Below are 25,857 nucleotides of genomic sequence, written 5' to 3' on the forward strand. Positions count from 1 at the left end.
GTTTAACACGCACCGGTCCTCTAGAGACAGCCATGGCAGACAACACTCCCGTCATCGTCCAGGCTGTCCGAACCCCGCAAGGGAAAGACGGTGGCGTGTTCGCAGACGTTCGCTCTGAGGACCTCTCGATTCCGCTCATCAACGAAATTCTCGCCCGAACGAACCTCGCAGGCGAGGACATCGACGACCTGATGTGGGGCTGTGCCCAGCAGCGCGACGAACAGGGCAACAACGTCGCCCGCGTCATCGCGCTCCTCTCGGAACTCGGCGAATCCGTCCCCGCGACGACCATCAACCGCTGGTGTGCCTCCTCGATGCAGGCGCTCATCTCCGCCTCCGACGCCATCCGCGCCGGCCAGCGCGACGCCATCATCGCGGGCGGCGTCGAGAACATGTCCCGCGTCGAGATGGGCGGCAACACCCACAAAACCCACCCACGCATGAACGAGGTGTACAACGTCGCCGAACTCCAGATGGGCATGACCGCAGAAAAGGTCGCAGAGGAGTACGACATCTCCCGCGAGACGCAAGACGAGTTCGCCGCACGCAGCCAGCAGCGCGCCGTCGAGGCAACTGAATCCGGCCGCTTCGAGGACGAAATCGTCCCAATCGACAACGGCGAGGAGAAAATCACCAAAGACGAGGGTCTCCGCCCCGGCACGACCGCGGAGAAACTCGCTGGCCTCCCGACCGTCTTCAAAGCAGACGGCACCGTCACCCCCGGCAACGCCTCCCAGATTTCTGACGGCGCAGCAGCCCTGCTCGTCACCTCGAAGGCCTTCGCAGAGGAACGCGACCTCGACATCCTCGCCGAAGTCGGCAACAACAACGTCGCCGGCGTCGACCCGACCGTGATGGGCATCGGCCCCGTTCCGGCGACCCGCGGCCTGCTCGAACGCTCGGGCACCGACATCGAGGACTACGACCTCTACGAAATCAACGAGGCGTTCGCGAGCCAGTGTGTCTACTCCGCGAACGAACTCGGCATCGACCAGGAGAAACTCAACGTAAACGGCGGCGCAATCGCCATCGGCCACCCACTCGGCGCGAGTGGCGCACGCCTCCCGGTCACCCTCATCCACGAGATGATCAAGCAGGACGCAGAGAACGGGCTCGCGACGCTGTGCGTCGGCTTTGGCCAAGGGGCCGCTATCGAGTTCAGCCGATAGAGCGACGACCCCTGTGAGCACCCAGTGCTCGGCCGAGTCGTTTTTCACCGAAGTTCGTGCGCAGATTCGAGTTCGCGCATAGAGATGTACACGGACGTTGGCCAAAGTATTTTGTTGCATTCATCCAGAAAATATCCAATTATCTGGACGGAATATGTGACTTAGGAGTTTAAAGTTCATTATAAACCAGACACACGTCTCTAAAAATTCATCAGAAAATTCTTTTTTCAACAGTTATCGTTTTATTACTCGAATCAGTCACGCTAAAGCATGCAATATCGAAATGGGTTAACGGAATTTTTACTGTTGTTCGACGAACGTAGGATTAGTCTGTTTGGTCAATCGGAGGTGGCCGTGTGAGCGACCCCGTTCCCACGACGTGCATGCGGTGTGCCGTTGGGTGTGGCCACCTTCAGGTCGGAGCGGATATCGGTTACGGCATCGATTCGGTGCGAGGCGACGCGAACCACCCGGTGAACAGAGGTCTCGCCTGTGGCCGAGGTATTCGCGAGACAGCGAATCCCGGGGGTGACTGGCTGACGAGACCCCTCGTCCGCAAGGACGGCGAGCTCGTTCGGACGACATGGGAAGCCGCCCTCACCCGAGTTTCGACGGCCATTGAGGACGCGATGGCCACGCAGCCTGACGACGTGGCGATTCTCGGCAGTGGCCAGCAGACCAACGAGGCGGCCTACCTCCTCGGAAAACTCGCTCGGGGCGTGGTCGGGACGCGCAACTACGACGCGAACACCACGCTGTGCATGGCGAGCGCCGTAACCGCCTATTATGATGCCTTCGGGAGCGACGCGCCACCGCCAACGTACGACGACATCCCCAAGGCGTCGTCGCACATCGTCTGGGGGGCCAACCCCGCGGTCGCCCACCCTGTCATGTTCAGGTGGATTTACACGTCTGCCCGCGCCGACGACAGCGAACTGCTGGTCGTCGATCCTGTCCGGACGAAGACTGCGACACAGGCCGACTGCCACGTCCAGCTCACTCCCGGCGGCGACGAGGCACTCGCCCGCGCCGTCCTTGCCTCCCTCGTCGAAACCAATCGCGTGGACCGGGCGTTCATCGAGGCGCACACGAGTGGATTCGACGCGCTGGTGGCCCGATTGCCGACCGTCGCGGCGGCGGCGAAGAAGGCGGGCGTCTCCGAAGCAGTCGTGGCGCGACTCGCTGCCGCACTCGAACGCGACACGCTCATCTACTGGGGGATGGGGGTCAACCAGAGCGTTCGGGGGACGGCCACCTCCGGTGCACTCGTCGACCTCTGTCTCGCCACCGGAAATCTCGGCCCGGGAACCGGACCGTTCTCGCTCACCGGACAGGCCAACTCGATGGGAACGCGCGTCTGTTCCTCGAAGGGGTCCTGGCCCGGCCAGCGGTCGTACGAGGACCCCGACGAGCGACAAACCGTCGCCGACCACTGGGGCGTCCCAGTCTCACGGTTGCCCGCAGAGAGCGGTCCCGGCCCGGTCGGTATCGTGGAGACAGCGCCGTCGGTCCTCTGGACTGTGGCGACCAACCCCGTCGCTGGATTGCCAGATGCGTCGGCCGCACGTCGAGCGTTCGAGGAGACGTTTCTCGTCGTCCAGGACGCCTTTCGCTCGGAGACGGTCGAGTACGCAGACGTGGTGCTGCCAGCGGCGACGTGGGGAGAATCAGACGGCACCGCCATGAACATGGAACGGACCGTTTCGCGGGTGCGCCCGGCGACGGATACCCCGTCCGGGGTTCGCTCCGACCGCGATATCATCGCCGGAGTCGGTGCGCGTCTCGCACCATCTGTGTTCCCGAGCCACCGCCCCGAGCCGTTCGCCGTGTTCGACGAGTTCCGCGCTCTCACCGCGGGGACGAACGCCGATTGCTCGGGCATCAGTTACGACCGGCTGAACGCCGAGTTGGCCGTGCGCTGGCCCGCGCCCGACGCGGAATCTTCGGGTGGCTATCGGTACTACGCAGACGGCCAGTGGCGATTTCCGACCCCGTCGGGGAAGGCACGATTTTCCGCCACTCTTCCCGCTGCACTTCCCGAACCAGCGAGCGACGACTACCCCCTCGTGTTGACGACGGGCCGCGAGCCCGACGGCTACAACACCGGTGTCCGGTCGCGCGACGGCGACGGTGCGCCCGTTCGAATGCGCATCAACCCGGCCACCGCAGGAACGTACGATAACCAGATTACTGACGACCAGACAGTGCTCACCTCGCGCCGGGGTGCGATTCCGGCGCGGGTCGAACGGGACGATGCCATCCCTGTTGGACTCGTCTGGCTCCCGATTCACCATCCGATGACCAACGAGCTGACCATCGCCGCGAGAGACCCGCGATCGAACGAACCGAACTACAAACAGTGTGCAGTGGCCCTTTCCGCGCCGTCTGCCGCGCTCCACGAGAAGGCAGCCATCTCCTCGCCGGAGGGACGCAGATGAGGATGACCAAGTGGCGGACGCTCGTGCTCGCCACGGCGGCGTTCAACCTCTCGTTTCTCATCTGGTTCTCTTTCGCCCCGTTTACCGGGGCCATCGCCGACGAGTTCGGCCTCTCCCTCACCGACCTCGGCATCCTCGCGAGCGCGGCCATCTGGACCGCCCCGCCCGGTCGTATGCTCACAGGATGGCTCTCTGACCGCTACGGTGCGCCGACGGTATTCGCCATTGTCCTTGGCTACGTGGGTGTATTCAGCATCGCGAGCGCCTTCGCCACCAGCTACGAGGTACTCTTCATCGAACGACTCGTCGTCGCTTCCGCGGGCATCACCTTCGTCGTCGGCATCCAGCACGTCGCCCAATGGTTCCCCGAAGAACAACTCGGGACCGCGGAGGGCGTCTACGCCGGCATCGGCAACGCCGGCGCGGCAGGCGGGGCACTCATCCTCCCACGGCTGTTCGACGGTTGGAGTGGCCCCCTGTTCGACACCGGTTGGCGTGCCGCGTTCTTCTATACCGGCATCGTCGCCCTCGTGATGGCGGTCACCTACTACGTGCTCGGCCAGGACGCCGCCACCGAGGAACGTGCCACGAAGAACCGTGAGGCGGCCACCCTCGAAGCCGTCGCCCACACGGCGACCCGCTACGGCGTCATCGCCCTCGCGCTTGGCTACGTGATGAGCTTCGGCCTCGAGATCTCGATGAACGGGTGGCTTCCCACCTACTTCCGGGAAGGGTTCGGCTCGAATCTCGTGGTGGCGAGTACATTTGCGGCTACGTTCTCGCTCGCCGCCGGCCTCTTACGGCCCATCGGCGGGTTCGTCAGCGACTGGGTGGTCAGAACCGAACGCAACGTCCTCCCCGTCTTCACCGGTCGCTACCGCGAACAGTGGACGGTCGTCTGCCTGAGCGCCATCGTTGTCTCGCTCGGCGCGCTCACGCTCGCAGGGCAAACGGGGAGCGTCCTGCTCACGGTGGCCGTCGGGTTCCTCGTCGGCGTGGCCTGTGCGTTCAGCGAAGGAGCCATCTTCGCGCAGGTTCCCGCGATGTTCCCGAACAACTCCGGGGCGGCAGCGGGCATCGTCGGCGGCATTGGGACGTTCGGCGGTATCGGATTCCCGCTCGTCTACTCCTACGCGGCGTCGGTCGGCGCCATCCACGGCGGCTACATCATCGTGGCCACCATCATGGTGCCAATCGTCCTGCTCAACGCCTACGTCGCCCGGCCCGTCATCGCAGAGCGTGCCCACGTCGATGGATTCGGTGGCTTTGGTTCGAGCGATGACTGAACGGAGCATCCCTCGATGAAAGCGGATACGGGACGCGCCGGAATCGTCCTCGCCGGCGGGCGGTCCGCCCGGTTCGAGAACCAGGACAAGGCGTTGGCGTCCCTGCTCGGTAAACCGCTCATCTGGCACGTCGTGGAAGCGGTCGCGCCGGCGGTCGACGAGGTCGTCGTCAACTGTCGGCGGGCCCAACGAGAGGCTATCGAGTCAGCCCTCGCCGACCACGTCGTGCGCTTCGCCGTCGACCGCGTTCCAGACCGTGGACCGGTGGCCGGCATCCGAACCGGTCTGCGAGCGACGAAGGCGAAGTACGCGGCAGCCGTGCCCTGTGATATGCCGTTTCTTTCCGCTGGATTTCTCGACTTCCTGTTCTCGCGAGCGGACACAAAGACGGGGACTGTCACTCGCTTTCGTGACCACATCACGCCGTTTCCGGCGGTCGTACACGTCCGGGCTGCCGAATCGGTTTGCACGGAGGTGGTTCGGGAGCGAGACGGCAGTCTCTACGACCTGGTTGCACTGCTCGACCCGGTCGTGATTCCGGAACGCGAAGCCACGGCCCACGCCGGACGAGACGCCTTCACGAACGTCAATACCCACGCCGATCTGCGAGGCGCGATTGCCCGCGCGAACCGCCCGAACGTGCCAAACCGATAATGTCATTGATTCAAAATATTAGTAGACGTGCGAACACATATTCGTCCAGAAAGTAGACAGAATACATCCTTATACAACCCTTATTCACTATTAAACTGGCCATCCGACAACTAAAGACACTATTAAATTTATTATTTCAACGATTAGCATTAAATAGTCTCGTTGCGCACATCCTGACAGGAAAAATAGAGCCGAATGTCGAACAATCAGATTCAAAAATAGACATTCGTTTGGGAAATAAACATGGTACACAAAAAAGAACACTGGAAGGACGGTCTGTACGGAGACGACGTGCGTGAGGAACTCCTCTCGTTCGCTGAAACTGGCTGGGACTCGATTCCCGATGACGAACGCGACGCGTGGTTCACCCGGTTCAAGTTCTGGGGGCTATTCCATCAGCGGCGGGGCCAGGAGAGCTATTTCATGATGCGACTGACGAACGCGAACGGGCGACTCGAACCCGGGCAACTGCGGGCTATCGCCGAGGTGGCCCGCGACTTCTCGACGGGTCCGGTCTCGAACCCCGAGTTCGGTAACGGCTGGCTCGACCTTACCACCCGACAATCGATTCAGCTTCACTGGATGAAGCTCGAAGACGTGCCCGCCATCTGGGAGCGACTGGAGGCGGCAGGCGTCTCGACGCGCTCGTCGGGGGGCGATACGATGCGAAACATCTCTGGGTGTCCGGTCGCCGGAAAAGACACCCACGAGCTCGTCGAGACCAAGTCGATTCTCGAACGGGTTCGGACGGAACTCAGAACCGACAACTCGCTCGCGAATATGCCCCGGAAGTTCAACATCAGCATCACCGGTTGTCGGGAGGGCTGTGCCCAGGACAGCATCAACGACATCGGCCTCGAACCCGCCCGGAAGGAGGAGGAGGAGGACGGCAAACCGGTGATGGGCTTTAACGTCCGCATCGGCGGCGGTCTCGGCGGTCGCAAACCGAAGGTGGCTCAGCCACTCGACGTGTTCGTCACCCCCGAGGAGGCCTACGACGTAGTCCGCGGCTTCGTCGAACTGTACCACGACCACGGCAATCGGGAGGTTCGCTCGAAAAATCGCAGTCGGTTCTTCGTCACCGAGTGGGGCACAGAGAAGATTCGTGACCTGCTCGAAGCCGAGTACGTCGATGGCCCGCTCAAGACAGCGGGGACAGACATCAGAGAAGCGTACACGTACAACGCCGGGAAACCACCGAGTGAGGGGAAGGCAGATCACGTTGGCGTCCACGAGCAGGCAGACGGGCGTTACTACGTCGGCTTGAGCGTAGCCGTCGGTCGACTCACTGCGGACGATGCCCTCGCACTCGCCAACCTCGCAGACGAGTACGGTAGCGGTGAGGTACGCCTGACTCGCCGGCAGAACCCGCTCATCATGGACGTGCCGAAGAGCGCACTCAACGACCTCCTCGGCGACCCGCTCCTCGCGAAGCACACCCCCGAGCCGAATCCATTCCAGCGCGGTGCCATCGCGTGTACCGGCACGGAGTTCTGTTCGCTCGCGCTGACCGAGACGAAGGCGCGGACGGCCCGGCTACTGCGGTGGCTTCGAGACAACGTCTCGCTGCCCGACGACGTGGAAAACGTCCACATCCACTACTCGGGGTGTACGGCCGACTGCGGACAGGCGAACACTGCCGACATCGGCTTGCTCGGGATGCGTGCTCGGAAAGATGGGGAGATGGTCGAAGCGATGGACCTCGGCGTCGGTGGCGGCATCGGTGCGGAACCCTCGTTCGTCGAGTGGGTGCGCCAGCGCATCCCCGCAGACGAGATTCCCGGCGCCATCAAGAACTTGATGGAGTCGTTCGCCGCCCTCCGCGAGGAGGGGCAGTCGTTTCGTGAGTGGGTCGAGGCGACCGGGCCAGAGGCCATCGTCGAACTCTGTGAACCCGAAGAAACGACTTACAAGGACCCATGTCTGACCGACGCAAAACAGTCGTGGTACCCCTTTGCCACCGGTGAAAGTCCCGCTCCGACGGCCCACGACGGGACGCCGCTCTCCGCCGATGACTGACGCGACTCGTGACCGTCCATCGGCCCTACAGCACGTCTCCGCTGACGTGGCCCCCGAACTCTTCGAGGCCGACCCCGAAGTCGACTGATCGGGTCACAATCGTTATCGCTTGCCCGCCGAAAACGCGACGTATGCACCTCTCCGGCTACACCCACGAAACCGGACACCACTGCGGGTCTACCTCGCTTCGCAATCTCTCCGATTTCTACGGCTGGGGCCTCTCAGAGGCCGAGTGCTTCGGCCTCGCCTCCGGCCTCGGCTTTACCTACTTCATCACCGATGAGCCACCGTATCGCGCCTTTTTCGGCCGTCCAGTGTGGCTCGAATCGGCCTTCTTCGCTAACCTCGATATTCCCCACGAGGAGCGTGAGGGGCAGAGCCACGAGGAAGCGTGGGCCGCCGTCGAGGCCGCCATCGACGGTGGCGACCCCGTCATGTGCTTCGTGGATTTATTCTACCTCGATTACTACAACACGGACACCCACTTCTCGCCACACACCGTCCTCCTCGTAGGCTACGACGACGAGAGCGTGCAGATTTCGGATAGCGAGTTCGACGAGGTGCAGACGCTCTCTCGCGAGCAGTTCGACGAAGCGTGGACCTCGCAGGCGATGGTTTCGCTCGCCCGACGACACATCGTCGTCACGGACCCCGAGCCGCGAGCGAGCATCGAGCAAGCGATGCGACAGGCGATTCGAACGACGGCAGCCTACATGCAGGACCCCGAATCCGCGCCGTGGTCGCTCGGCGGGGTGAATACAGCTCACGGTCTGCCCGGCATCCGCCGGTTTGCGGACGAACTCCCCGGGTTTCCCGACCTCGGAGCGTTCCGGGAAATCACGTGGACAGCGCGGTTCGCCTACCAGAACGTCGAACGCCGCGGCACGGGTGGCGGCACCTTCCGACGGCTCTACGCCGCGTTCCTCGCGTCGATGGCCGAGCAGGTTCCCGAACTCGACGACTCGCACGGTGAGCGCATGCGCCAGATTGCCGCCGACTGGACGGCGGTCGGCGAGCAGTTGAAAGCCGCGAGCAAAGCCGAGGACGAAGCCGACCTGCGAGCGCAGCTCACGGAGATTGGCGACGCTGTCTCAGCGATAGCGACGAAAGAAGAATCCCTGTTGACCGACCTCGAATCGCTGGTCTAATCGGCCGCAGCAGGCGTGTCTCCCACATTCGCGTCGGGCACGACGCCGTCGTCCGACCAACCTCGGAGTTCGTAGTACTCGGAGAGTGCCTCGTCGAACCCGTCCAGTTCGTAGGGCAGCGCGTCGTCGTCAGTCCGGTCGAAGCCGCGCTTGTTGTTGAAGTGGCGTTCGAGCGTGACGATGCGGTCGCCCACTTCGAGGAGGGCAGCGTAACTCGCGTCGAACAGTTTCTCGTAGCGTTCTTCCTTCATGAACGACGACCCGAACTTACAGAGGACGCCCGCGTCCTTCAGGGCGTTCAGGTTCTCGTGTTCGACGAGCACCGCTGGTTTGCCGTCGAGGCCGTCCGGGTCGAGCGCCTGTGGCGGCGCAACGAGCGGGTATTCGAGGTTGTACATTTCGGCGTACATGTGGTCTGCCCCGCGGTTCGCCGTCGCGAACGAGAGACCCTGACCGTTCAGCGTACGCCCGTCGTGGGCCGAGAACTCCATGCCTTTCATGGTCCAGTTTTCGACGCCGAGTTCCTCGTGGAACCGGGCGATGCCTTCCGCCAGCATGTCGCCTTCATCCTCGCGGTAGGCGATTTTCTCGACGAGTTCGTGGATGAGGTCGACGTTGCCGAACTCGTCGTGGGCGGCGAGGTAGGCGGAGACGGCGTCGCCACACGAGATGGTGTCCATCCCGAGTTTGTTACAGAGGTCGTTCGACTTCATCACGTCCACCACGTCGTCCACGAGCGCGTTCGACCCGAACGCCATCACCGTCTCGTACTCCGGCCCCTCGGTTTCGAGGCCGCTTTCCTCGTCGCGGGTGGGAAGTTTGCACGCGAACGCACACGCAGAACAGGTGCCCTTTTTGTACTTCTTCTCTGCGACGGCCGACCCGCCGATTTTGTGCGCGTGTTCGTAGGAAGTCTCCTCGAAGTACTTCGTCGGGAGCGCCCCGACCGAGTTGGCGTAGTTCGTGACCGACGTGGTTCCCGCCGACTTCATTGGACTGTCAGCGTTGGCGGCCTTCTGGTGAATCTCCGCGGTGATGTCGACGTCCAACTCGATGTCGGGGCGCGAGTCACCGTCGAAGGTGATGACTTTGACGTTCTTCGCACCGAACACCGCGCCGAGGCCACCACGGCCGAACGCCCGGTTCTCCGAGGTCATGATGGAGGCGAAGCGGACGCCGTTCTCGCCTGCCGGTCCAATTGCGGCGGCGTGTTCCGGCCCGAGGTCGTGGGCCTCGTCTAACCACGCCGTAACCTCGTCGAGTTTCGCTCCCGCGAGGTCGGGTACTTCCTCGAAGGTGACGCCGTCGTCGCGGACGTGGACGGCGAGCAGTTCGTCGCTCGCGCCCGTGAACTGGACTGCGCTGTACCCCGTATCGGCGAACGGTCGGGACATGAAGCCGCCGGCGTTAGACGAGAGCAGGCCGTTCGTGAGCGGCGAGAGTCCAGTACAGCTCATCCGACCGGTGAAGCTCATCTGGGAGGTCTGGAGTGGGCCGGTAGCGAAGATGAGGCTGTTTTCTGGGCTGAGCGGGTCTGCATCGAATGGAATGCGGTCGTGGGCGAGTTTCGTGCCGACGCCGCGACCGCCGACGTAGGCTTCGAGAATCGCGTCTACGTTCGTGGTCTCGAACTCGCGCGACCCGACATCGACGGTCAAGAGGGGACCTTTCGTGTGTATCATTCTCGGCCAAACAGACGGCCCCACGCTAATAAAAATTTATTATAAACGTGCAGCGACGCACATGCAGTTCATGTCATTCGCGCGGGTTGAACGTCTTGAGCGCAGTGCGAACCGACTCCTTGCGCCCGAGCAGCGTGACGTGGTCGCCGTTCTGGAGGGTGAAGTCCTCGTCTGGCATCTGGTTTTTGCCGTCGCGGCTGACCAGCGCGATGAGCACGCCATCGGGGAGTTCGGTGTCGATTTCACCGATGGTCTTGCCGACCAGGTCGTCGGCCGTGACCTCCGTCTCCTGAACGTCGCCCGAGCGGCCGATTTCGGTCATCCAGTTCGAGAGCGCGGGACGCTCGATGAGGTTGTCGAGCGCGTAGGCCGTCGCGAGCGCAGACGAGATGGTCCGAACCCCGAGTTCCTCGAACGCATCGACGTTGTCCGGGTTGTTCGCCCGGGCCATGATGCGGTCGATGTCGAACTTCGAACTCGCCAGTTGCGAGACAAGCAGGTTCACGTCGTCGTCCCCAGTGGCCGCGACGATGATTTTCGCGTTGTCCGCACCTGCAGCGCGCAACACGTCCGTGTCCGTCCCGTCGCCGTTGTGGACGGTGTATCCCGCGTCGCGGGCAATCTGCAGGACCGAGGTGTCTTGTTCGATAATCACTACGTTCTCGCCACGGTCGACCAGGCGTTCGGCGAGCGCACGGCCCACCTTTCCGCCGCCGACGATAATTACGCGCATTGGTATCACGTCCAGATATTCTGCAATGTACCGAGCGAAGCCACCCTCGAAGACGACGGTGGTGAGGATGACGAGGAACACCGTGCCGACGAGGACCGTCGCCGCCTCGTCGAACCCGGCCGCCTGCAGTTCGACGGCGAACAGCGTCGCCACGGATGCGGGGATAATCCCGCGTGGTCCGACGAAACTCATGAACAGCTTTTCACCGCGAGTGAAGCGGTCGCCCGCCGCCGAGATGAACACGAGTAGCGGCCGAATGACGAGCGCGACCGCGACCACGACGACGAGCCCCGCAACGCCGAGGCCGAGCAGTGTCTCGAAATCGAGCAACGCCGCGAGCGCGATGAACACGAACGAGAGGACGAGCAGCGTGATGTCGCCTTTGAACTCGGAGATCTGCTCTTCGTACGGGATGTCCGTGTTACCGAGAAGGATACCCGCCGTCGCTACCGCCGCGATGCCGGCCTCCGTGCGGACGGCGTCCGCCGCGGCGAACGCCACGAGCGCCCCCGCAAGCGTCAGCAAGCGGGCGTTCTGCGGGGCGTTCGCGGGCGAGAGGTCCACGTACCGAAGCAGGTACCAAAGCACGCCCGCGACGGCCGCGCCGATGACCATGCCGACGCCGAGTCGTTCGACGAACAACTGGATGAACTCGAAGGGCGTGGCGTCGCCGACGAGGATGATTTCGAAGACGACGACCGCGAGGATGGCCGCCGTCACGTCGTTTACGATGCCCTCGGTTTCGAGCGCCGTCGCCACGCGGTCGCGTACGGGAACGACCACGAGGATGGGAGCGATGACCGTCGGTCCCGTCGCGACGAGCAACGCACCGATGAGCGCGGCAACCGTCCACGACACCCCGAGGGCGAAGTGGACGACGGCCGCCGTCCCCGCGAGGGCGATAATCGCCCCGATGGTCACCAAGCGAATCGTTGCCGCAGGGGCTTCTCGCAGATTGTTGATTCGCAGGTGGAATGCGCCCTCGAAGACGATGATGGCCACGGAGAGGCCAACGATAGTCGAGAGCCCGCCACCGAACGATTCTCGCGTGACGAAGTTCAGTCCTTCCGGCCCGAGGATGATACCGGAGGCGATGAGGAAGATGATACTGGGTACCCGAAAGCGGTCTGCGAGCACCTGCGCTCCGACGCCAATCCCGATGATAGCAGCGACGAGTGGAATCAGTGAGCCGCCTTCTGCCACAGTTTCGCCTCCATTAGTCGCGGTAACGGACGGGCGACTGATAAACGCACCTTTTCAATTCGACATTAATCGGCATACATGGCCGCAACACTGTCCGCGTGACGCGTCACGATATTGCGACGTTTTAGTTTCAGCGTCGGCGTGAGCAAATCGTTGGCCTCGGTGAACGCCTCTGGGACGAGGGTGAACCGCTTTATCTGCTCGTAGGCTTCGAGCGACCGGTTGACGCGTTCTACGTCTCGTTGAATCCAGGCTACGACGCGCGGGTCAGCACACGCCTCCCACGGGTCGGCCGGGAGCGCGATACCCTCGTCTGTGGCCCACTCGCGGAGTACCGCCATGTTCGGGACGATGAGCGCGGAGACGAACTTCTCGTCGTCGCCGAGCACCATCGCCTGTTCGACCCGCGAACTGGTCGCGAAGGCGTCCTCGATGGGGCCGGGCGAGACGTTCTTGCCCGTCGAGAGGACGAGCAGTTCCTTCACCCGGCCACGGAAGACCAGGTAGTCGTCGGGCCGTCGTTCGACGATGTCGCCGGTGCGGAACCAGCCGTCGTCGGTGAACACCTGTGCGGACTCCTCGGGGCGATTCCAGTAGCCGTCGAACACGTTCGGCCCCGTCACGAGGAGTTCGCCGAGTTCGCCGCCGGACTCCGGAACGAGGCCGTCTGCGTCGATTGCGGTGTCGATACGCACCTCGACGTCGGTGACGGGGAGTCCAAGGGTGCCAAACTGCGGGTTTTCGACGAGGTTCGTGGACAGGACGGGTGCCGTCTCCGTGAGGCCGTAGCCCTCGTAGATGGGAAGTCCCATGCCGAAGAACAGTTCTGCGAGGTCCGTCGAGAGACTGCCGCCACCGGAGATGAGAATTTCGACGTCCCCGCCGAGGCCGGCGCGTACCCGACGGTAGACGAGGCGGTCTGCGAGCGCGTGGCTCAGGCGCAACGAGAGGTCGGGGTCGGCGGTCGTCGCCCATCGACGGGCCACGTCGCTCGCCCACTCGAAGATACGAAGGCGCACGGCCGATTCTGCGGCCTGCGACCAGACGGCGTCGTAGAAGCGTTCGTAGATGCGCGGGACGCTCGTGGCGACGGTCGGTCGAACCAGCCCAAAGTCCTCGCGCAGCGTTTCGGTACTCTCCGCGTAGGCGACGGCGACGCCCGAGGCGAACATGAAGAAGTGACCGCCGAGGCGCTCGAAGACGTGGGCGAGTGGCAGGAACGAGAGGGAGCGAGAGTCAGCCGAGATGGCCGGCAGGTCGCCCTTGTCCGGGCGGGGGCCGAACCGGCGTCTGACCTGATTGATGTTCGCCCGGAAGTTGCCGTGGGTGAGCGGGACACCTTTCGGCGTCCCAGTCGTCCCGGAGGTGTAGACGATGCTCGCGAGGTCGGAAAGCGACCCGGCGTCGAGCCACGACTGGTACGCCGCCGGGTCGTAGGTCTGGGCTCCGCGCTCGTGGAAGTCGGCGAGCGACAGGATATCGTCACGGTGGCTGTACCCCGAGAACCGGTCCATGACGACGATAAAGTCGAGGGCAGCCTCGGTTTCGAGGACCGCTTCGAGCAGGGCGGCGTTTTCCACCACGACGCCCGTCGCACCCGAATCCTCGAGCAGGTAGGTCAACTGGCGGGGAGTCGAGTCAGGGTAGATGGTGGTGACGACGCCGCCGACCGCGAGAATGGCGAAATCGCACTGGGCCCACTCCATCCGGGTGTGGGCGAAGATGCCGACGCGGTCGCCCTTCCGAACTCCGAGGTCGTAAAATCCGGCGGCGAGGTGGTGGACGATTGTCTGCAGCTGGCGATAGGTGAGCGACCCGTACTCGCCGGTAGGGGCGTCCGCTATCACCGTGTCGAACAGCGAACTGTCTGCTGTCGCGCCTTTGAACAGTTGTGCGGGCCGGTCTGCGTTCTGGGTCGCACTCTCCTCGAACAGCACGGGGAGCGTCGTCTCACCGATAACCTCGTCTGAATACTCACGTTCGACCGACCGCCAGTCCATGGCCCAAAAAGGCGCGCACCGAAGAAAACTTTCGCGCTTATTTTGCCGATTCTCGCCGCGAGAGGGCCAGCAACACGCCGTTTACGTTCATCGAAACCTCGTCTCTCGCCTTGCGCTCGCCCCAGAGTTCGTCCAAGTCGGTCGCGTCGAGGAAGTGGGCGATGACCGCCTCGTCGTCGCCGAGTTCGTCCTTCGCGAGGGCGATTTGTTCGACCCACTCGTTGAGCAGTTTTGCGTAGTCTTCGAGGCGGGTGTCAGCCTCCGCTGGCCCGTAGTGGGCGTAGAGCAGCGTCGAGGGCTGGAGCGCGTCGATGAGTTTCACGTCGGCGATACACTGCTCTAAGTCGAAGTTCGGCGGTGGCGACGTGATGAGCACGCGGTCTGCGTCCTGGTGGTAGATGCCTGCGGCGTCCGCCGTGAACACGGCGTCGTTGCGCGGGTCGTGGAAGATTACCTGGTGGGGTGCGTGACCAGGCGCGTGGTGGACACCGAGGGTGTGATTGCCGAGGTCAATCACGTCGCTATCTGTCAGTTCGCGAATGCGGTCTTCGGGGACGGGCTTCGGCTCTGCGTAGAACTCCCAGGCGTCGCCGACGGCCTGTTTGGTTCCCTCGACGAGACGGGTCGGGTCCACGAGGTGTGGTGCGCCGATTTCGTGGACGCCGACGGTAGCGTTCGGCAGTTCCTCGGCCAGATAGCCCGCGCCGCCCGCGTGGTCCAAGTGGATGTGCGTCGGCAGGATGTATTCGACGTCTTCGCGGGCGATGTCCAACTCGTCCAGTGCGTCGAGGATGTTCTCGTAGCGCGTCCCGATGCCGGTATCGACGATCGCCGGACGGTCTGCGTCTAAGATGTACACAGCGCCGTACTGTGGAACGTCGTACATTCCAGTATCGACGTAGTAGAGGTCAGAACAGTCACCGGTCGTGACTTCGTAAACGTCTCCGATTCCCATACGCCACCCACGCGCTGGGTAGGAAAAAGCTCTCGGGGCGACAAGCGACACGGTTTTGCCCCGGCGTCGTGAAGCCTCGCGCAAGAATGCTTGGGAGGCGATACCTTCGCGAGCACGCAAAGGAGGTCGAAACCGCCCTGGAGGCCCGTGGCATGGCCGGGGACGTGGACCTCGACTACGTGCTCGACATAGACGAGCAGTGGCGTGACCTGAAGAGCCGCGGCGACGACCTGCGACACGAACGCAACGAGGTGTCCAGCCAGATTGGGCAGCTCAAACGCGAGGGCCAGGAGAAGGCCGCCCAGGAGTGCATCGACCGCTCCAGCCAGCTCAAAGAGCAGTTAGAGAGCATCGAGTCGAAGGCCGACGAACTCGAAGCCCAGCTCGAACAGGAACTGCTGGAGTTCCCGAACGTCCCCCACGAGAGCGTCCCCGTCGGCGCAGACGAATCCGACAACGTCGAAGAGCGCCGCTGGGGCTTCGACGACCGGCGCATCCTGCCCGCCTCGGTGAAGCCACACTACGAACTCGGCGAGGAGCTAGAGATTATCGACGAGGCCCGCGGCGCGAAGGTCGCTGGCTCCGGCTTTTTCTTCCTCAAAGGCGACGGCGCGCGCTTAGAACACGCCCTCATCCAGTTCATGCTCGACATCCACCGCGAGCAGGGCTACGTCGACGTCCAGCCACCGATTCCGGTCAACACGGACGCGATGGTCGGCACGTCCCAGCTCCCGAAGTTCGAGGAGGACATGTACAAACTCGAAAGCGAAGACCTCTGGCTCTGCCCGACCGCAGAGGTGCCGGTCACCAATATGTACCGCGACGAAATTCTCTTAGACGAGGACCTCCCGCTCAAGCATCAGGCCGTTACGCCGAACTTCCGGCGTGAGGCGGGCGAACACGGCACGGAAACCCGCGGCATCGTCCGCGTCCACCAGTTCAACAAGGTCGAACTCGTGAACTTCGTCCGGCCCGAAGAGAGCTACGACCGCTTAGAAAGCCTGCTCGACGAGGCTGAAGAGGTGCTAAAGCGCCTCGAACTGCCCTACCGTATCCTCTCGCTGTGTACCGGCGACCTCACCTTCGCCTCCGCGAAGACCTACGACATCGAAGTCTGGGCCCCCGGCGACGACATGGAAGCCGGCCCCGACGAAGGTGGCCGCTGGCTCGAAGTCTCGTCGGCCTCCAACTTCGAGGACTTCCAGGCCCGCCGCGCCGGCCTGCGCTACCGGCCAGAGCGCCACGGCTCTGCTGAGTACCTCCACACGCTGAACGCCTCCGGCCTCGCCCTCCCGCGCGTGCTGGTCGCCATCCTCGAATACTACCAGAACCCAGACGGCACCGTCACCGTCCCCGAAGCCCTCCGTCCGTACATGGGCGGCCAGGAGCAAATCGAGGGCCACGAACCGGTCGGCGAGTCGGCACTCGGCGCCGGCAAGCGCGACTAACGCCCCACAGCTTCTTCGAGTTCCGGTTCCTGCATCACAGCCATGTCCCTTCCCGGCGACATCTTCCGACTGAAATTCCTGACTTTCGGACTGTTCGCCCTGTTCGCCACCGTCGGGTCCATTAGCTACCAGACGGGCGACTACGAACTACTGGGCCGACTCGCCTTCTTCCTCTCGCTCACCCTCGTCGTCGCTGGCCTGTTCGCCACCTACGCGAGCGACGCGTTCTGACTATTCCTCGGTCAACCGCTCTGCGGTCTGGGCGGTGTAGGTCGTGAGGTGCGCAATTTGGTCGCCAGAGAGACGGTGGATATCGACGAATTTTAACAGGGTCGCGCCGTCGGCCCCGCGAAGCGTTCCCCGGACGGCCACCTCGCCGTCCCCGGTGTAGACGGCCTCGATTTCGTGGCTCGTCTCGGTGAGCGGGCGGTCGTCGCGCATGAAGGAGACGAAGGTGTCGCGTCCCGAGAGCGTTCGGTCCGGGCGTTCGTGGACGAACGCGGGCGTGAGCAGGGTGGCGAGGCGGTCGTAGTCCCCCTCGTCGATGGCGGCGTAGAACTCGCGGGCGGCGGCCTCGTGCATGGTGGTCAATCGGTGGCGACGGCAAAAGAATGTGGGGGCGAACTACTGCTCGTCGACGTAGAGGAACCAGTCGTCGTGTGAATCGGTGCGCCGTTCGACGAGGTCGAAGAAGGCGCTCTGGAGGTCCTCGGTGACCGGGCCGCGCGACCCGTTGCCGATGACGACGTTGTCCACCTTGCGAATCGGGGTGACTTCGGCGGCGCTGCCGGTGAAGAACAGTTCGTCTGCGGTGTTCAGTTCGCCCCGCGAAATGGTCGCGTTGTCGTGGACGGTGTAGCCCTGTTCGCGAGCGAGCGTGATGACCGTGTTGCGGGTGATGCCGTCAAGGATGCTCTCTGCGAGGCCGGGCGTGAAGATTTCGCCGTCGCGGACGAGGAAGATGTTCTCGCCGGGACCCTCTGCGACGTTGCCCTCCTTGTTGAGGACGATGGCTTCTGCGTAGCCATTGCGGCGGGCCTCTTCACCGGCGAGGAGGCTGTTGACGTAGAGGCCCGTGGTTTTCGCGTTGGTCGGAATCTGGCTGGAGGAGTGCTTGCGCCACGAGGAGACCATGACGTCCACGCCGTTTTCGAGCGCGTCGTCGCCGAGGTAGGTGCCCCACGGCCACGCGCCGATGGCCACGTCGGTCGGGCAGTCGCCGGGGCTCACGCCGAGGGCGTGGTAGCCGTAGAAGGCGATGGGCCGGATGTAACACGATTTGAGGTTCTGGCGCTTGAGGAGTTCGATCGTCGCTTCGGTGAGTTCCTCGGGCGAGTGGTCGATTTCCATGTTGTACGGCTTCGTCGAGTTGTAGAGGCGCTCTAAGTGCTCCTCCCAGCGGAAGATTGCGGGGCCGCGTTCGGTGTCGTAGGAGCGAACGCCCTCGAACACGCCCGTCCCGTAGTGGAGTCCGTGGGACATCACGTGAATCTTCGCGTCGTCCCAGTCGACGAACTCGCCGTTCATCCAGATAGTGTCAACGTCCATGTCTGCAAAGCCACTCATACCCCGAGAAATGGACGCCACCGCAATAAAGACTCAGAAACCATCATCATCGTTTCTCGGACGCAGAGCAGGGTGACAGTACGTCGAAAAATTGCCCGCCGTCAGGAAAGTTCTGCGACCAGCCGCGACCCCTCGATGTACGGGAAGCCCTGGCGCTCTGCGTAGGCCCGCGCATCGGCGGGCGAAAGTGCCTTGCCCGTCTCGTCGTCCAGCATCTCACAGACGACCACGGCGGGTTCGACACCCGCCGCCTCGGCCAGCGCGATGCCGAGTTCGGTGTGGCCCTTTCGCTCCGCGAGCAGGCCGGGGGCCGCCCGAAGCAGGTGGACGTGGCCGGGAGCACGGAACTCGGCGGCGAAATCGACGGCCGCAGCATCCGCGGCAGCGCGTCCGAGTTCCGAAATCGTGAGCGCCCGGTCCTCGTCGGTGATGCCCGTGAAGGTGTCGCGGTGGTTCACCGTGAGCGAGAACGACGACCGCTCGTCGTAGCGCAGGTCGTGGGCCTCGGCCGCGGGGTGGTCGAGGACGTCCTGGATGAACGGGAGGTCGAATTCGCTTGCAACCGCATCCGAGAGGGCGACGCAGACGAGGCCGCCAGCGTCGTTTCGCATTCGGGCGACGTCACTCGGCGTGACGCTCGTCGCGGGGTAGATGAGGTCAGTCTCACCCTCGCGGTCTGCGGCGTCGTGGACGAGCACCGGGCCGCCGGCTTTGAACGCCGCGATGACGCGAGCCAGTTCTGTGGCGGTCTGAGCCATTAGTTCACCTCCACGACGTGGACCGTGACGTGGTCGCCATCAGCGAGGTCGAGTTCGTCACGGAGCTTCACCGACGCGATGAGTTCGAGCTGGTCTTCGTCGTGGTGGGTGCGCTCTGGCGCCACGACGTGGGCGGGTTCGTACGTCTTCCCGTCTGCCGTCTCGACTTTCGCGGGGTAGCACACCGCTGGGCCGTAGGTGCGCTCGTCGTCCTCCCAGCCGTCGATTGGGATGGGGTCGAGCGCGTGCAGGCCGGAGCGAGCGCGGACGCTCTCTGCGGTGAGATTCACGTTGAGCGTCCCCGGGAACGGTTCGTAGCCGAGGCGCTCGACGAACTGCTCGTGGTAGCCGGGCAGGGAGATGTAGTGGCGACCCTCGCCCATCCCGCCGGTGACGGTCCCCGAGAGGTCGATTCGCGTGTCGCGCTCGAAGATGCGCCGGTAGTCTGCGAACTCGCGGCGTAGGGCGCGTTCGCCCTCGTCGGTGATAGAAATCCACTGGCCGTCGCTCACGATTTCGCGTTCGATGAAGTCCGCCTCGTCTAATCGCTGGAGGCGACGGGAGGCGGTCTGGTTCGAGGCGTCGAGTCGGGCCGCGAGGTTGGCACACGACGCCTTGACGTCGCCCTCTAACGCGCCGTCGAGGGCGAGGAGTTTGAGCGTCGCGAGGGCGTCGTGCCCGATTTCGAGCCGCGCGATTCCAGTCATACCTGAGGATTCTATCGCACGAAGGATAAGCGTAACGGAAGTGAGAAGCATTCCAAAAATGGAACGCAAAGCCCGTTGGAAGGAGTTGAACTACCTGAACGGACGACGGGGAGCTATCTATACGCTCCGGTCGCAGCGAAATTGGTCAGGGGGTCAGGGCTGCCCCGTAATCGGGTCGCGACTAACAGAGACATTCGTGTTTACACTGACTGGTCGAGACGTAGTGTTGGTGAAAGTCGATAGCGAGTTGTTGCATCGCCGCTGCCTGCTCTTTCGTGGCGATTCCGAGCCGGTAGTACGTTTTTGTACGATTTTGCGTCCACAAGTCAGCGAGCTTCTCGGAGAACGGTTCATCGTAGAGGCCGATTTCCGCCCCGCGTTGGTATAGCCGACGATGGTTGCTAATCATTTCTTCTGGCGCCATCGCCCCATCGTGAATTAACCGAAACTGTATCGTTCGCTCGATTGCGACGAACGACGACTCGATAACCACGGTGTAGTAGCCACGATCGAGAAGTTGCAATCCAGCCGCGAGCAATCGACAAGCTCTTCGAAGTTGCACTAACTCGGGGTCAGAAACGTTGAGACCGTGTTCGATAGTTACCGGTGACTCCTCGAATCGACGTTCGGCAGCCGCGAGTCTCTCTCGAATGTCGTCATTCACCATCTGAGAGCACCTCGAGACGAAGCGCAGCGAGTGCATCAGAATCGACAAGCGTGATTCCGTCGCGAAACTGTGGGCGCAACCGCTCACCAATTCTCCGAGCACTGGCTGTTGATTCGACGAGGGGCTGGAACGAATACCGATTTCCGTCGAATTTCGTCTGTTGAAGATCACGAATAATCGATTGAGCAGCTCGTCGCCCCGCCGTTTTATCTCCCGCCACGATGATGAGGAGGTCTATGTCGCTGACTCTATCGGCCTCACCACGAGCGACACTCCCGAAGAGCACTACCCCCACCAGTTCATCGACTTCCTCCCGAATCCGATTGACGAACGCCCGAACTGGTTTCTGAAATTCCACCTGTGGAATCGACAGGAACGGGTCAGGTTTGGTGAGCCGCGCTCGATTGATGCTCACGTACTGCTTTCGACCCTCTCTGTGTGTTTCGACGACCCCGACCGCGGCGAGTAATTTGACCGCTTTGGAGACTGTTGCCTGATTTCCCTCGATGAGCGTCGCGAGTTCAGATATCGTGAACTCGTCGTACGGTTGTTCGATGAGGACTGAGAGTACCTCCTGCATCGCCTGATAGCGGAATACCCGCTCCGCTGGAAACGGATACGTGAGAGCGATTTCAGTAGATGTATTCCCATTAGGCATACAATTCCTATTAGGAATACCATGGTAAAACTGTACGGGTGACAGAGGGGTCAGAGGAGGGTCAGGACTGCCCCGTAATCGGGTCACGCGCCCAGAAGTCGCTGTCCTTCTTCAGTTTCGGCACCCACGTATCGCTGTCTTTCGCGAGCAGCGTGACGCGGGAAGCAGGGACGTCTTTCAACTCGGTGTGTTCGGGCATGAACGCCTGAACCTGTTCTGTGAACTCGACGACCTCCTCGTGGCTCGGCATCGAGTCGCGGTTCAGTCGGCCCCGCGAGTGGCCGACGTGCATGTACGCCTTGAGTTCGACAAAATCCGGGTCCGCGCGGTCGAAAAGGGCAGCGTACCAGTCGGGATTTGCCATGTTCACGCCCTTGACGAGCGTTGTCCGGAGGACGGTGCGGGTGTCTTTCTTCTCCGCGAGTACGTCCATCGTGTCGATGAGGCGGTCCCACGAATCGTCCTCGACCGAGCGCACGGTGTGGTCGAACGTCTTGCGGTCTGCGGCGTCCACGCTGATGTAGAGTTGCGTCGGGTCACAACGTTCGATGACGCCGGGACGGGTCCCATTGGAGACGAGGAACGTCGTGATGTCGTGGGCGTGAAACTCGTCGATGAGTTCGGGGAGATACGGGTAGAGGGACGGTTCGCCGTCCAGCGAGATGGCGACGTGGCGCGGTTCCATCGCCTGGTCGAACAGTTCGCGGGGGACGTTGTCGTTGCCGCCGAATCCCGAAAGGAGTTTTCGCTGGAGCTTGATGCTCGCCTCCACGACGGCCGCCGGGTCGTCCCACTGGACGTCGTCCAGTTCGTAGGCGTGCCCGCGGTGGTCGCGCCAGCAGAAGACACAGCGCTCGTTGCATTTGACCACTGGCGTCATCTGAATGCAGCGGTGTGACTCGATTCCATAAAATATTTGCTTATAACAGCGACCCTCGCCACGCAGGGCGTTCGCGGTCCAACCACATGTTTGAGCGGCAGTGTGGTTCTCGTGGTGGTAGTTCGGAGTCCCCACCTGGCTTGGTCCATCCGAGTTACTCATTGCTATGAGTGTGTACGCGCGACCTACAACACTCTTTCCACCCGCACAGGAGGTGAGCTACTCCAATCGACGATTATGGACCGTATGCTGTCCCACAGTAGGGACAGAAAACCCAGTGGTCTGCTAGTTGTTCATTGCATTCAGCACAGTGGGCTGGAGTCAAGGGCTTTGGCTGCGATGAAATATTTCCGTCGCGTTTTTCGGCGATATTCCTTCGCAGCTTTGAATCCACGGAGTGATTGTAGACCTCGTTCATTCCATTTCCCGACCGTTGATGCCCGAGGAGGAATTTGAGTTCCTCGTCATTGAGTCCGTATTCCTGTTTCATTATCGTCGTCCAGTAGTGACGGAAGTTGTGTGGATTCACCGGCTTTTCTACGTCTGCATGCTCAGCAGTTGTTTGGAGCATGCGACGTATCGTTCCTTGACACAAGGGTTCGTCAAGACTCGTCTGGAAGTGGTCTGGGTCGCCAACGAACACGTAGGCTTCAGGGTTGTCAGAACGTGGATGGTCCGCTAACCAAGCTGCGAGATAGGGTGCAAATGTGAAATCTCCACAATCGGCTTCAGTCCCCGTAAGGGAGGCTGTAAGGCCAGATTTAATCTGAGTGTGGAACTCCGCCAAAGTGGACGAGAGGGCACATTTTAAGAAGTGACTTTCCTACGTAGAACACCTCTATCACCACAATTTTGGCAAATTGGGAATTGGGAATAGAGTGAAAACGGACCGCCATATCCACTCATTCTGAGATGAAAATCTGGAATCGACAGACTGCAACCGATTGTGGAGTCTGAGAACCACGGTGTAGCCCGACCAGCAGCACTACTTGAATATCCCCAGTATTCAAATTCGGCCTTCTGACAGCCTCAGGTAGCGATATTCGCGCCATCAGTAACGTATAGTCAACGTCTCAGATGACGTACTAGATTTCCACAATCAGATTTATTTTCCAATATCCCTGTTTCTTCCGGGGATTTCACCCGATTGTGGAAAATTCGAGGGGGGATGAGAAACCCGCCTCTCAGTGTGCAAACTGATTCAAAAATCACTCAGCTGTGCGTCAGTCGTCTCGCGTCGCGGACCCGCTCGCCGCGCCGCCCGTGGAGGCGTCACCGAAGGCGTTTCCGCGAAGATCGGCCTCGATTTCTTCGAGCGAACGCCCCTTCGTCTCGGGAACGAGATAGTAGGTGAACACGAGGGCGGCGATGCTCAGTGCGGCGTACAGCCAGAACGTGCCGGGACGACCGGCGACGTCGATGAGCTGGAGGAACGTGAGCGCGACGAGCAGGTTCGCCGCCCAGTTGACCACGGTGACGACGCCCATCGCCGTCCCGCGCACGCGAAGCGGGTATATTTCGGAGATGAGCAGCCAGAACACCGGCCCGAGACCGATGGCGAAGAAGGCTACGTACAGCATCAGGCTGGCGACGGCGACCCAGCCGATGACGCCGGACAGCCCCGGCAAGAAGAAGGCGAGGCCGAGGCCGGCGAGCGTGAGCGTCATCCCGCCGAGGCCCACGAGGAGGAGCGGCCGACGACCCGCGCGGTCCATCAGCAGGACCGCCACGATGGTCATCACGACGTTCACGACGCCGATGCCGACCGTCGCGAGGATGGACGCGGAACTGTCGAAGCCGGTCGATTCGAGGATGGTCGGCGCGTAGTAGATGACCGTGTTGATGCCGGTCACCTGCTGGAAAGCGGCGAGACCGATGCCGACGACGAGCGCCGGGCGAATCCACGGCTCCACGAGGTCCGAGAGGCCGGTGCTGGCCTGTTTTCGCGCCGTCTCCTGAATCTGTTCGAGTTCCGCCTCGACGTTTTCGTCGCCGCGGGTCCGCGCGAGGACGGATTTCGCTTCGCGTTCGCGGCCCTCCTCTACGAGCCACCGCGGACTCTCCGGCATCCACATCATGGCGACGCCGAGGACCACAGCGGGGACCATCCCGGCCCCGAGCATCCAGCGCCAGCCCGCCGCACCGAGGACGTCCTGGGCGAGCGCGAGAATCGGGCCGTCGGTGAAGGCGTAGTTCACGAAGTACGAGACGAGAATCCCGGTCGTGATGGCGAGTTGGTTGAGCGAGACGAGCGACCCGCGAATCTTCGGCGGGGAGATTTCGGCGATGTAGAGCGGGCCGACCATCGACGCGAAGCCAATCGCGATGCCGTCGATGATGCGCCCGGCGATGAGGATTTCGACGGTCGGCGCGACGGCCATGATGAACGACCCGAGGAAGAACACCACCGCCCCGACGATGATGAGCAACCGGCGACCGATGCGGTCTGCGAGGCGACCACCGACGGCCGCACCGATGACCGCGCCGACGAGTGCGCCGCTCACGACCACGCTCTCTACGAACGAGGACATGACGAACGCGTCTTTGATGTAGAGGAACGCCCCCGAGATGACCCCTGTGTCGAAGCCGAACAGTAGTCCGTTGAGTGCCGCGAGTCCAGCAGCCACGAAGACGAACCGGCGGTTCGGCCCCGAAGTCGACTGGCCCCCGTGTTCCGTTGACATAGGTAGGTGTATGGGCCGACTGTATGAATATTTACTAAGGTTTCGATTAATTTTTTTCGAACGACCATTATCGATTCGAACCGGCACGTCTCCGCAGTGTGAGCGAGCGAGGTTTCGGCAGTTTGAACCGGGTTTACGGCGAGAATTAGCTTCGACGTGAGAGGACGTGACCATCCAGTACCAGGACGACGAGCGAGACGGTCCAGACGGCGAGGTTGCCAGCAACGCTGTGAATATCGACGTCGTAGGCGTAGTGTTCGACGGTCAATGGGTACAGCCACAGGATGCCCGCATTGGTGAACGAGTCGATGACGAGATGGGACCCGAAGGCGACACAGAGTGCGAAGAGCAGCCGTCTGGACGCGCCGACCAGCAGGAACGAGACGGCCAGTATTCCGAGGAATACAGGAGTGTGGAGGAGGCCACGATGGACGAGCGGAAACGTCCAGAGGTGGTGAAAAAATAGGTCCACGTCAGGAGCGACAGCGAACAGAAAACCCGCCGCGGGCGGGGCGGTGGTCAGGGTGCGAACCAGCACGTAGCCGACGAGTCCGTGAGTCGCGATGGCGAAGACGAGATAGAGCGTGTGGTCCAGCATGGATGCGATGGAGCCAGATTAGCCGAAGTGGCTGAGTACTCCGAGGGTGGCGAACGCGAGGATGGTCTCGAAACACAGCGTTCCGAGCGCCGAATAGGCCACGAACTCTCGATCGCTCAGTTCCGCGACACCCGCGGGGACGGTGAACAGGCCGCGCACGAACGGGAGCGTGTTGCTGAGCAGGACGATGCCCGGGCCCCAGCGCCCGAACCAGTTTTCGTACGTGTCGATGCGCGCTTCGTCGACCCGGAACCACCGGTTTTCGACGAGATACTCCTTTCCGCGACGCTTTGCGAGCGTGAACAAGGCGTACTGTCCGATGGTCGCTCCAGCCACCGAGAGAACGATGACGAGTGCGTACTCCTCGGTCGTGGACATCGAGGCGATGGCGACGGGGACGAGGCTCTCGCTCGGCGCGATAAACAGCAACATCGCGCCTTCGAGGATGAACAGGACGAACAGCGCGACCATCCCGTACTTCTGGATGATTTCGAGGCCGAGCGTCCCCAGTTCTGGCGGAATGAGCGAAAGCTCAAACACGGGCAGTCACCCGAATTGCCGACGGCGGGATGGTCACGGTCGAACGGTATGTGTGGAGTGAACG

The 25,857-nt window shown here is 62.4% G+C and carries 23 protein-coding genes; 8 read left to right on the forward strand and 15 right to left on the reverse strand.

Going from position 1 to position 25,857, the window contains the following annotated elements; all coding sequences use genetic code 11:
• Positions 1 to 32 precede the first annotated feature (32 nt).
• The 6 genes from P0648_RS00260 to P0648_RS00285 all read left to right on the forward strand — a co-directional run bounded on the left by P0648_RS00260 (position 33) and on the right by P0648_RS00285 (position 8,714).
• Positions 33 to 1,169, forward strand: coding sequence for a thiolase family protein (locus tag P0648_RS00260; protein ID WP_276246254.1), 1,137 nt, complete (start codon positions 33 to 35; stop codon positions 1,167 to 1,169).
• 356 nt (positions 1,170 to 1,525) lie between these two features.
• A complete protein-coding gene (gene nasA / locus P0648_RS00265) occupies positions 1,526 to 3,607 on the forward strand; it encodes an assimilatory nitrate reductase NasA (protein WP_277504803.1) in 2,082 nt (693 codons plus the stop codon).
• Positions 3,608 to 3,609: 2 nt separating this feature from the next.
• Positions 3,610 to 4,893: an MFS transporter gene (locus P0648_RS00270; protein WP_369685109.1), complete on the forward strand. Its 1,284-nt coding sequence runs from the start codon at positions 3,610 to 3,612 to the stop codon at positions 4,891 to 4,893.
• Between the two features lie 15 nt (positions 4,894 to 4,908).
• Entirely contained in the window at positions 4,909 to 5,547 is a 639-nt protein-coding gene (locus tag P0648_RS00275) for a molybdenum cofactor guanylyltransferase (RefSeq protein ID WP_276246252.1), read from the forward strand.
• A gap of 243 nt (positions 5,548 to 5,790) precedes the next feature.
• Complete coding sequence (locus P0648_RS00280; protein WP_277504814.1) at positions 5,791 to 7,566, forward strand: nitrite/sulfite reductase; 1,776 nt, start codon at positions 5,791 to 5,793, stop codon at positions 7,564 to 7,566.
• Positions 7,567 to 7,697: 131 nt separating this feature from the next.
• Positions 7,698 to 8,714 carry a BtrH N-terminal domain-containing protein gene (locus P0648_RS00285; RefSeq protein WP_277504806.1) on the forward strand — a complete coding sequence of 339 codons (1,017 nt, stop codon included), beginning with the start codon at positions 7,698 to 7,700 and terminating at the stop codon, positions 8,712 to 8,714.
• On the opposite strand, the gene P0648_RS00290 is transcribed toward P0648_RS00285, so the two are convergent.
• The 4 genes from P0648_RS00290 to P0648_RS00305 form a co-directional block, all read right to left on the reverse strand.
• Positions 8,711 to 10,396, reverse strand: coding sequence for an aldehyde ferredoxin oxidoreductase family protein (locus tag P0648_RS00290; RefSeq protein ID WP_277504815.1), 1,686 nt, complete (start codon positions 10,394 to 10,396; stop codon positions 8,711 to 8,713). The genes P0648_RS00285 and P0648_RS00290 overlap by 4 nt on opposite strands.
• Positions 10,397 to 10,469: 73 nt before the next feature.
• Positions 10,470 to 12,332: a cation:proton antiporter gene (locus tag P0648_RS00295; RefSeq protein WP_276246248.1), complete on the reverse strand. Its 1,863-nt coding sequence runs from the start codon at positions 12,330 to 12,332 to the stop codon at positions 10,470 to 10,472.
• 65 nt (positions 12,333 to 12,397) lie between these two features.
• Complete coding sequence (locus tag P0648_RS00300; protein ID WP_277504816.1) at positions 12,398 to 14,332, reverse strand: long-chain fatty acid--CoA ligase; 1,935 nt, start codon at positions 14,330 to 14,332, stop codon at positions 12,398 to 12,400.
• Positions 14,333 to 14,369: 37 nt separating this feature from the next.
• Complete coding sequence (locus tag P0648_RS00305) at positions 14,370 to 15,287, reverse strand: MBL fold metallo-hydrolase (protein ID WP_277504817.1); 918 nt, start codon at positions 15,285 to 15,287, stop codon at positions 14,370 to 14,372.
• An 86-nt stretch (positions 15,288 to 15,373) separates the two neighbouring features.
• Between P0648_RS00305 and serS the strand changes: the two genes are divergently transcribed.
• Together serS and P0648_RS00315 are read left to right on the forward strand one after the other, a co-directional pair.
• Entirely contained in the window at positions 15,374 to 16,735 is a 1,362-nt protein-coding gene (gene serS, locus P0648_RS00310) for a serine--tRNA ligase (protein ID WP_277504818.1), read from the forward strand.
• Positions 16,736 to 16,777: 42 nt separating this feature from the next.
• On the forward strand, positions 16,778 to 16,966 hold the full coding sequence (locus P0648_RS00315; RefSeq protein ID WP_277504819.1) for a hypothetical protein: 189 nt from the start codon (positions 16,778 to 16,780) through the stop codon (positions 16,964 to 16,966).
• Here the strand turns inward: P0648_RS00315 and P0648_RS00320 are convergent, their stop codons facing one another.
• From P0648_RS00320 to P0648_RS00370, 11 genes are all read right to left on the reverse strand, one after another.
• Positions 16,967 to 17,317: a nuclear transport factor 2 family protein gene (locus P0648_RS00320; protein WP_277504820.1), complete on the reverse strand. Its 351-nt coding sequence runs from the start codon at positions 17,315 to 17,317 to the stop codon at positions 16,967 to 16,969. It lies immediately after the preceding gene.
• A gap of 42 nt (positions 17,318 to 17,359) precedes the next feature.
• Entirely contained in the window at positions 17,360 to 18,301 is a 942-nt protein-coding gene (locus tag P0648_RS00325; protein WP_276246241.1) for a branched-chain amino acid transaminase, read from the reverse strand.
• Between the two features lie 101 nt (positions 18,302 to 18,402).
• Positions 18,403 to 19,059 (reverse strand): 3,4-dihydroxy-2-butanone-4-phosphate synthase, encoded by a 657-nt coding sequence (ribB, locus tag P0648_RS00330; RefSeq protein WP_277504821.1) that lies wholly within the window; start codon positions 19,057 to 19,059, stop codon positions 18,403 to 18,405.
• Entirely contained in the window at positions 19,059 to 19,766 is a 708-nt protein-coding gene (locus P0648_RS00335) for a CTP-dependent riboflavin kinase (RefSeq protein WP_276246239.1), read from the reverse strand. The genes ribB and P0648_RS00335 overlap by 1 nt, the downstream gene beginning before the upstream one ends.
• Before the next feature lie 181 nt (positions 19,767 to 19,947).
• Positions 19,948 to 20,433 carry a hypothetical protein gene (locus P0648_RS00340; RefSeq protein ID WP_276246238.1) on the reverse strand — a complete coding sequence of 162 codons (486 nt, stop codon included), beginning with the start codon at positions 20,431 to 20,433 and terminating at the stop codon, positions 19,948 to 19,950.
• Positions 20,423 to 21,091 (reverse strand): nucleotidyltransferase domain-containing protein, encoded by a 669-nt coding sequence (locus P0648_RS00345; RefSeq protein WP_276274738.1) that lies wholly within the window; start codon positions 21,089 to 21,091, stop codon positions 20,423 to 20,425. The genes P0648_RS00340 and P0648_RS00345 overlap by 11 nt, the downstream gene beginning before the upstream one ends.
• 61 nt (positions 21,092 to 21,152) lie before the next feature.
• Complete coding sequence (gene twy1 / locus P0648_RS00350) at positions 21,153 to 22,133, reverse strand: 4-demethylwyosine synthase TYW1 (protein ID WP_277504823.1); 981 nt, start codon at positions 22,131 to 22,133, stop codon at positions 21,153 to 21,155.
• A gap of 73 nt (positions 22,134 to 22,206) precedes the next feature.
• Positions 22,207 to 22,758: a site-specific integrase gene (locus P0648_RS00355; protein ID WP_277504824.1), complete on the reverse strand. Its 552-nt coding sequence runs from the start codon at positions 22,756 to 22,758 to the stop codon at positions 22,207 to 22,209.
• A 436-nt stretch (positions 22,759 to 23,194) separates the two neighbouring features.
• The gene (locus P0648_RS00360; protein ID WP_277504825.1) at positions 23,195 to 24,655 is read right to left on the reverse strand and encodes a sugar porter family MFS transporter; all 1,461 of its coding nucleotides are present in this window, start codon (positions 24,653 to 24,655) and stop codon (positions 23,195 to 23,197) included.
• A 145-nt stretch (positions 24,656 to 24,800) separates the two neighbouring features.
• The gene (locus P0648_RS00365) at positions 24,801 to 25,253 is read right to left on the reverse strand and encodes a metal-dependent hydrolase (RefSeq protein ID WP_276246233.1); all 453 of its coding nucleotides are present in this window, start codon (positions 25,251 to 25,253) and stop codon (positions 24,801 to 24,803) included.
• 18 nt (positions 25,254 to 25,271) lie between these two features.
• Entirely contained in the window at positions 25,272 to 25,793 is a 522-nt protein-coding gene (locus P0648_RS00370) for a DedA family protein (protein WP_276246232.1), read from the reverse strand.
• Between the last annotated feature and the right edge of the window lie 64 nt (positions 25,794 to 25,857).

The organism is Haladaptatus sp. DYSN1, from assembly GCF_029489995.1.
GTDB lineage: Archaea > Halobacteriota > Halobacteria > Halobacteriales > Halococcaceae > QDMS2.

Coding starts and splice junctions, on each gene's coding strand:
- P0648_RS00260 (WP_276246254.1), top strand. CDS start 33: ATGGCAGACAACACTCCCGTCATCGTCCAGGCTGTCCGAACCCCGCAA.
- P0648_RS00270 (WP_369685109.1), top strand. CDS start 3,610: ATGACCAAGTGGCGGACGCTCGTGCTCGCCACGGCGGCGTTCAACCTC.
- P0648_RS00275 (WP_276246252.1), top strand. CDS start 4,909: ATGAAAGCGGATACGGGACGCGCCGGAATCGTCCTCGCCGGCGGGCGG.
- P0648_RS00280 (WP_277504814.1), top strand. CDS start 5,791: ATGGTACACAAAAAAGAACACTGGAAGGACGGTCTGTACGGAGACGAC.
- P0648_RS00285 (WP_277504806.1), top strand. CDS start 7,698: ATGCACCTCTCCGGCTACACCCACGAAACCGGACACCACTGCGGGTCT.
- P0648_RS00290 (WP_277504815.1), bottom strand. CDS start 10,396: ATGATACACACGAAAGGTCCCCTCTTGACCGTCGATGTCGGGTCGCGC.
- P0648_RS00300 (WP_277504816.1), bottom strand. CDS start 14,332: ATGGACTGGCGGTCGGTCGAACGTGAGTATTCAGACGAGGTTATCGGT.
- P0648_RS00305 (WP_277504817.1), bottom strand. CDS start 15,287: ATGGGAATCGGAGACGTTTACGAAGTCACGACCGGTGACTGTTCTGAC.
- serS (WP_277504818.1), top strand. CDS start 15,374: ATGCTTGGGAGGCGATACCTTCGCGAGCACGCAAAGGAGGTCGAAACC.
- P0648_RS00315 (WP_277504819.1), top strand. CDS start 16,778: ATGTCCCTTCCCGGCGACATCTTCCGACTGAAATTCCTGACTTTCGGA.
- P0648_RS00320 (WP_277504820.1), bottom strand. CDS start 17,317: ATGCACGAGGCCGCCGCCCGCGAGTTCTACGCCGCCATCGACGAGGGG.
- P0648_RS00325 (WP_276246241.1), bottom strand. CDS start 18,301: ATGAGTGGCTTTGCAGACATGGACGTTGACACTATCTGGATGAACGGC.
- ribB (WP_277504821.1), bottom strand. CDS start 19,059: ATGGCTCAGACCGCCACAGAACTGGCTCGCGTCATCGCGGCGTTCAAA.
- P0648_RS00335 (WP_276246239.1), bottom strand. CDS start 19,766: ATGACTGGAATCGCGCGGCTCGAAATCGGGCACGACGCCCTCGCGACG.
- P0648_RS00340 (WP_276246238.1), bottom strand. CDS start 20,433: ATGGTGAATGACGACATTCGAGAGAGACTCGCGGCTGCCGAACGTCGA.
- P0648_RS00345 (WP_276274738.1), bottom strand. CDS start 21,091: ATGCCTAATGGGAATACATCTACTGAAATCGCTCTCACGTATCCGTTT.
- twy1 (WP_277504823.1), bottom strand. CDS start 22,133: ATGAGTAACTCGGATGGACCAAGCCAGGTGGGGACTCCGAACTACCAC.
- P0648_RS00360 (WP_277504825.1), bottom strand. CDS start 24,655: ATGTCAACGGAACACGGGGGCCAGTCGACTTCGGGGCCGAACCGCCGG.
- P0648_RS00365 (WP_276246233.1), bottom strand. CDS start 25,253: ATGCTGGACCACACGCTCTATCTCGTCTTCGCCATCGCGACTCACGGA.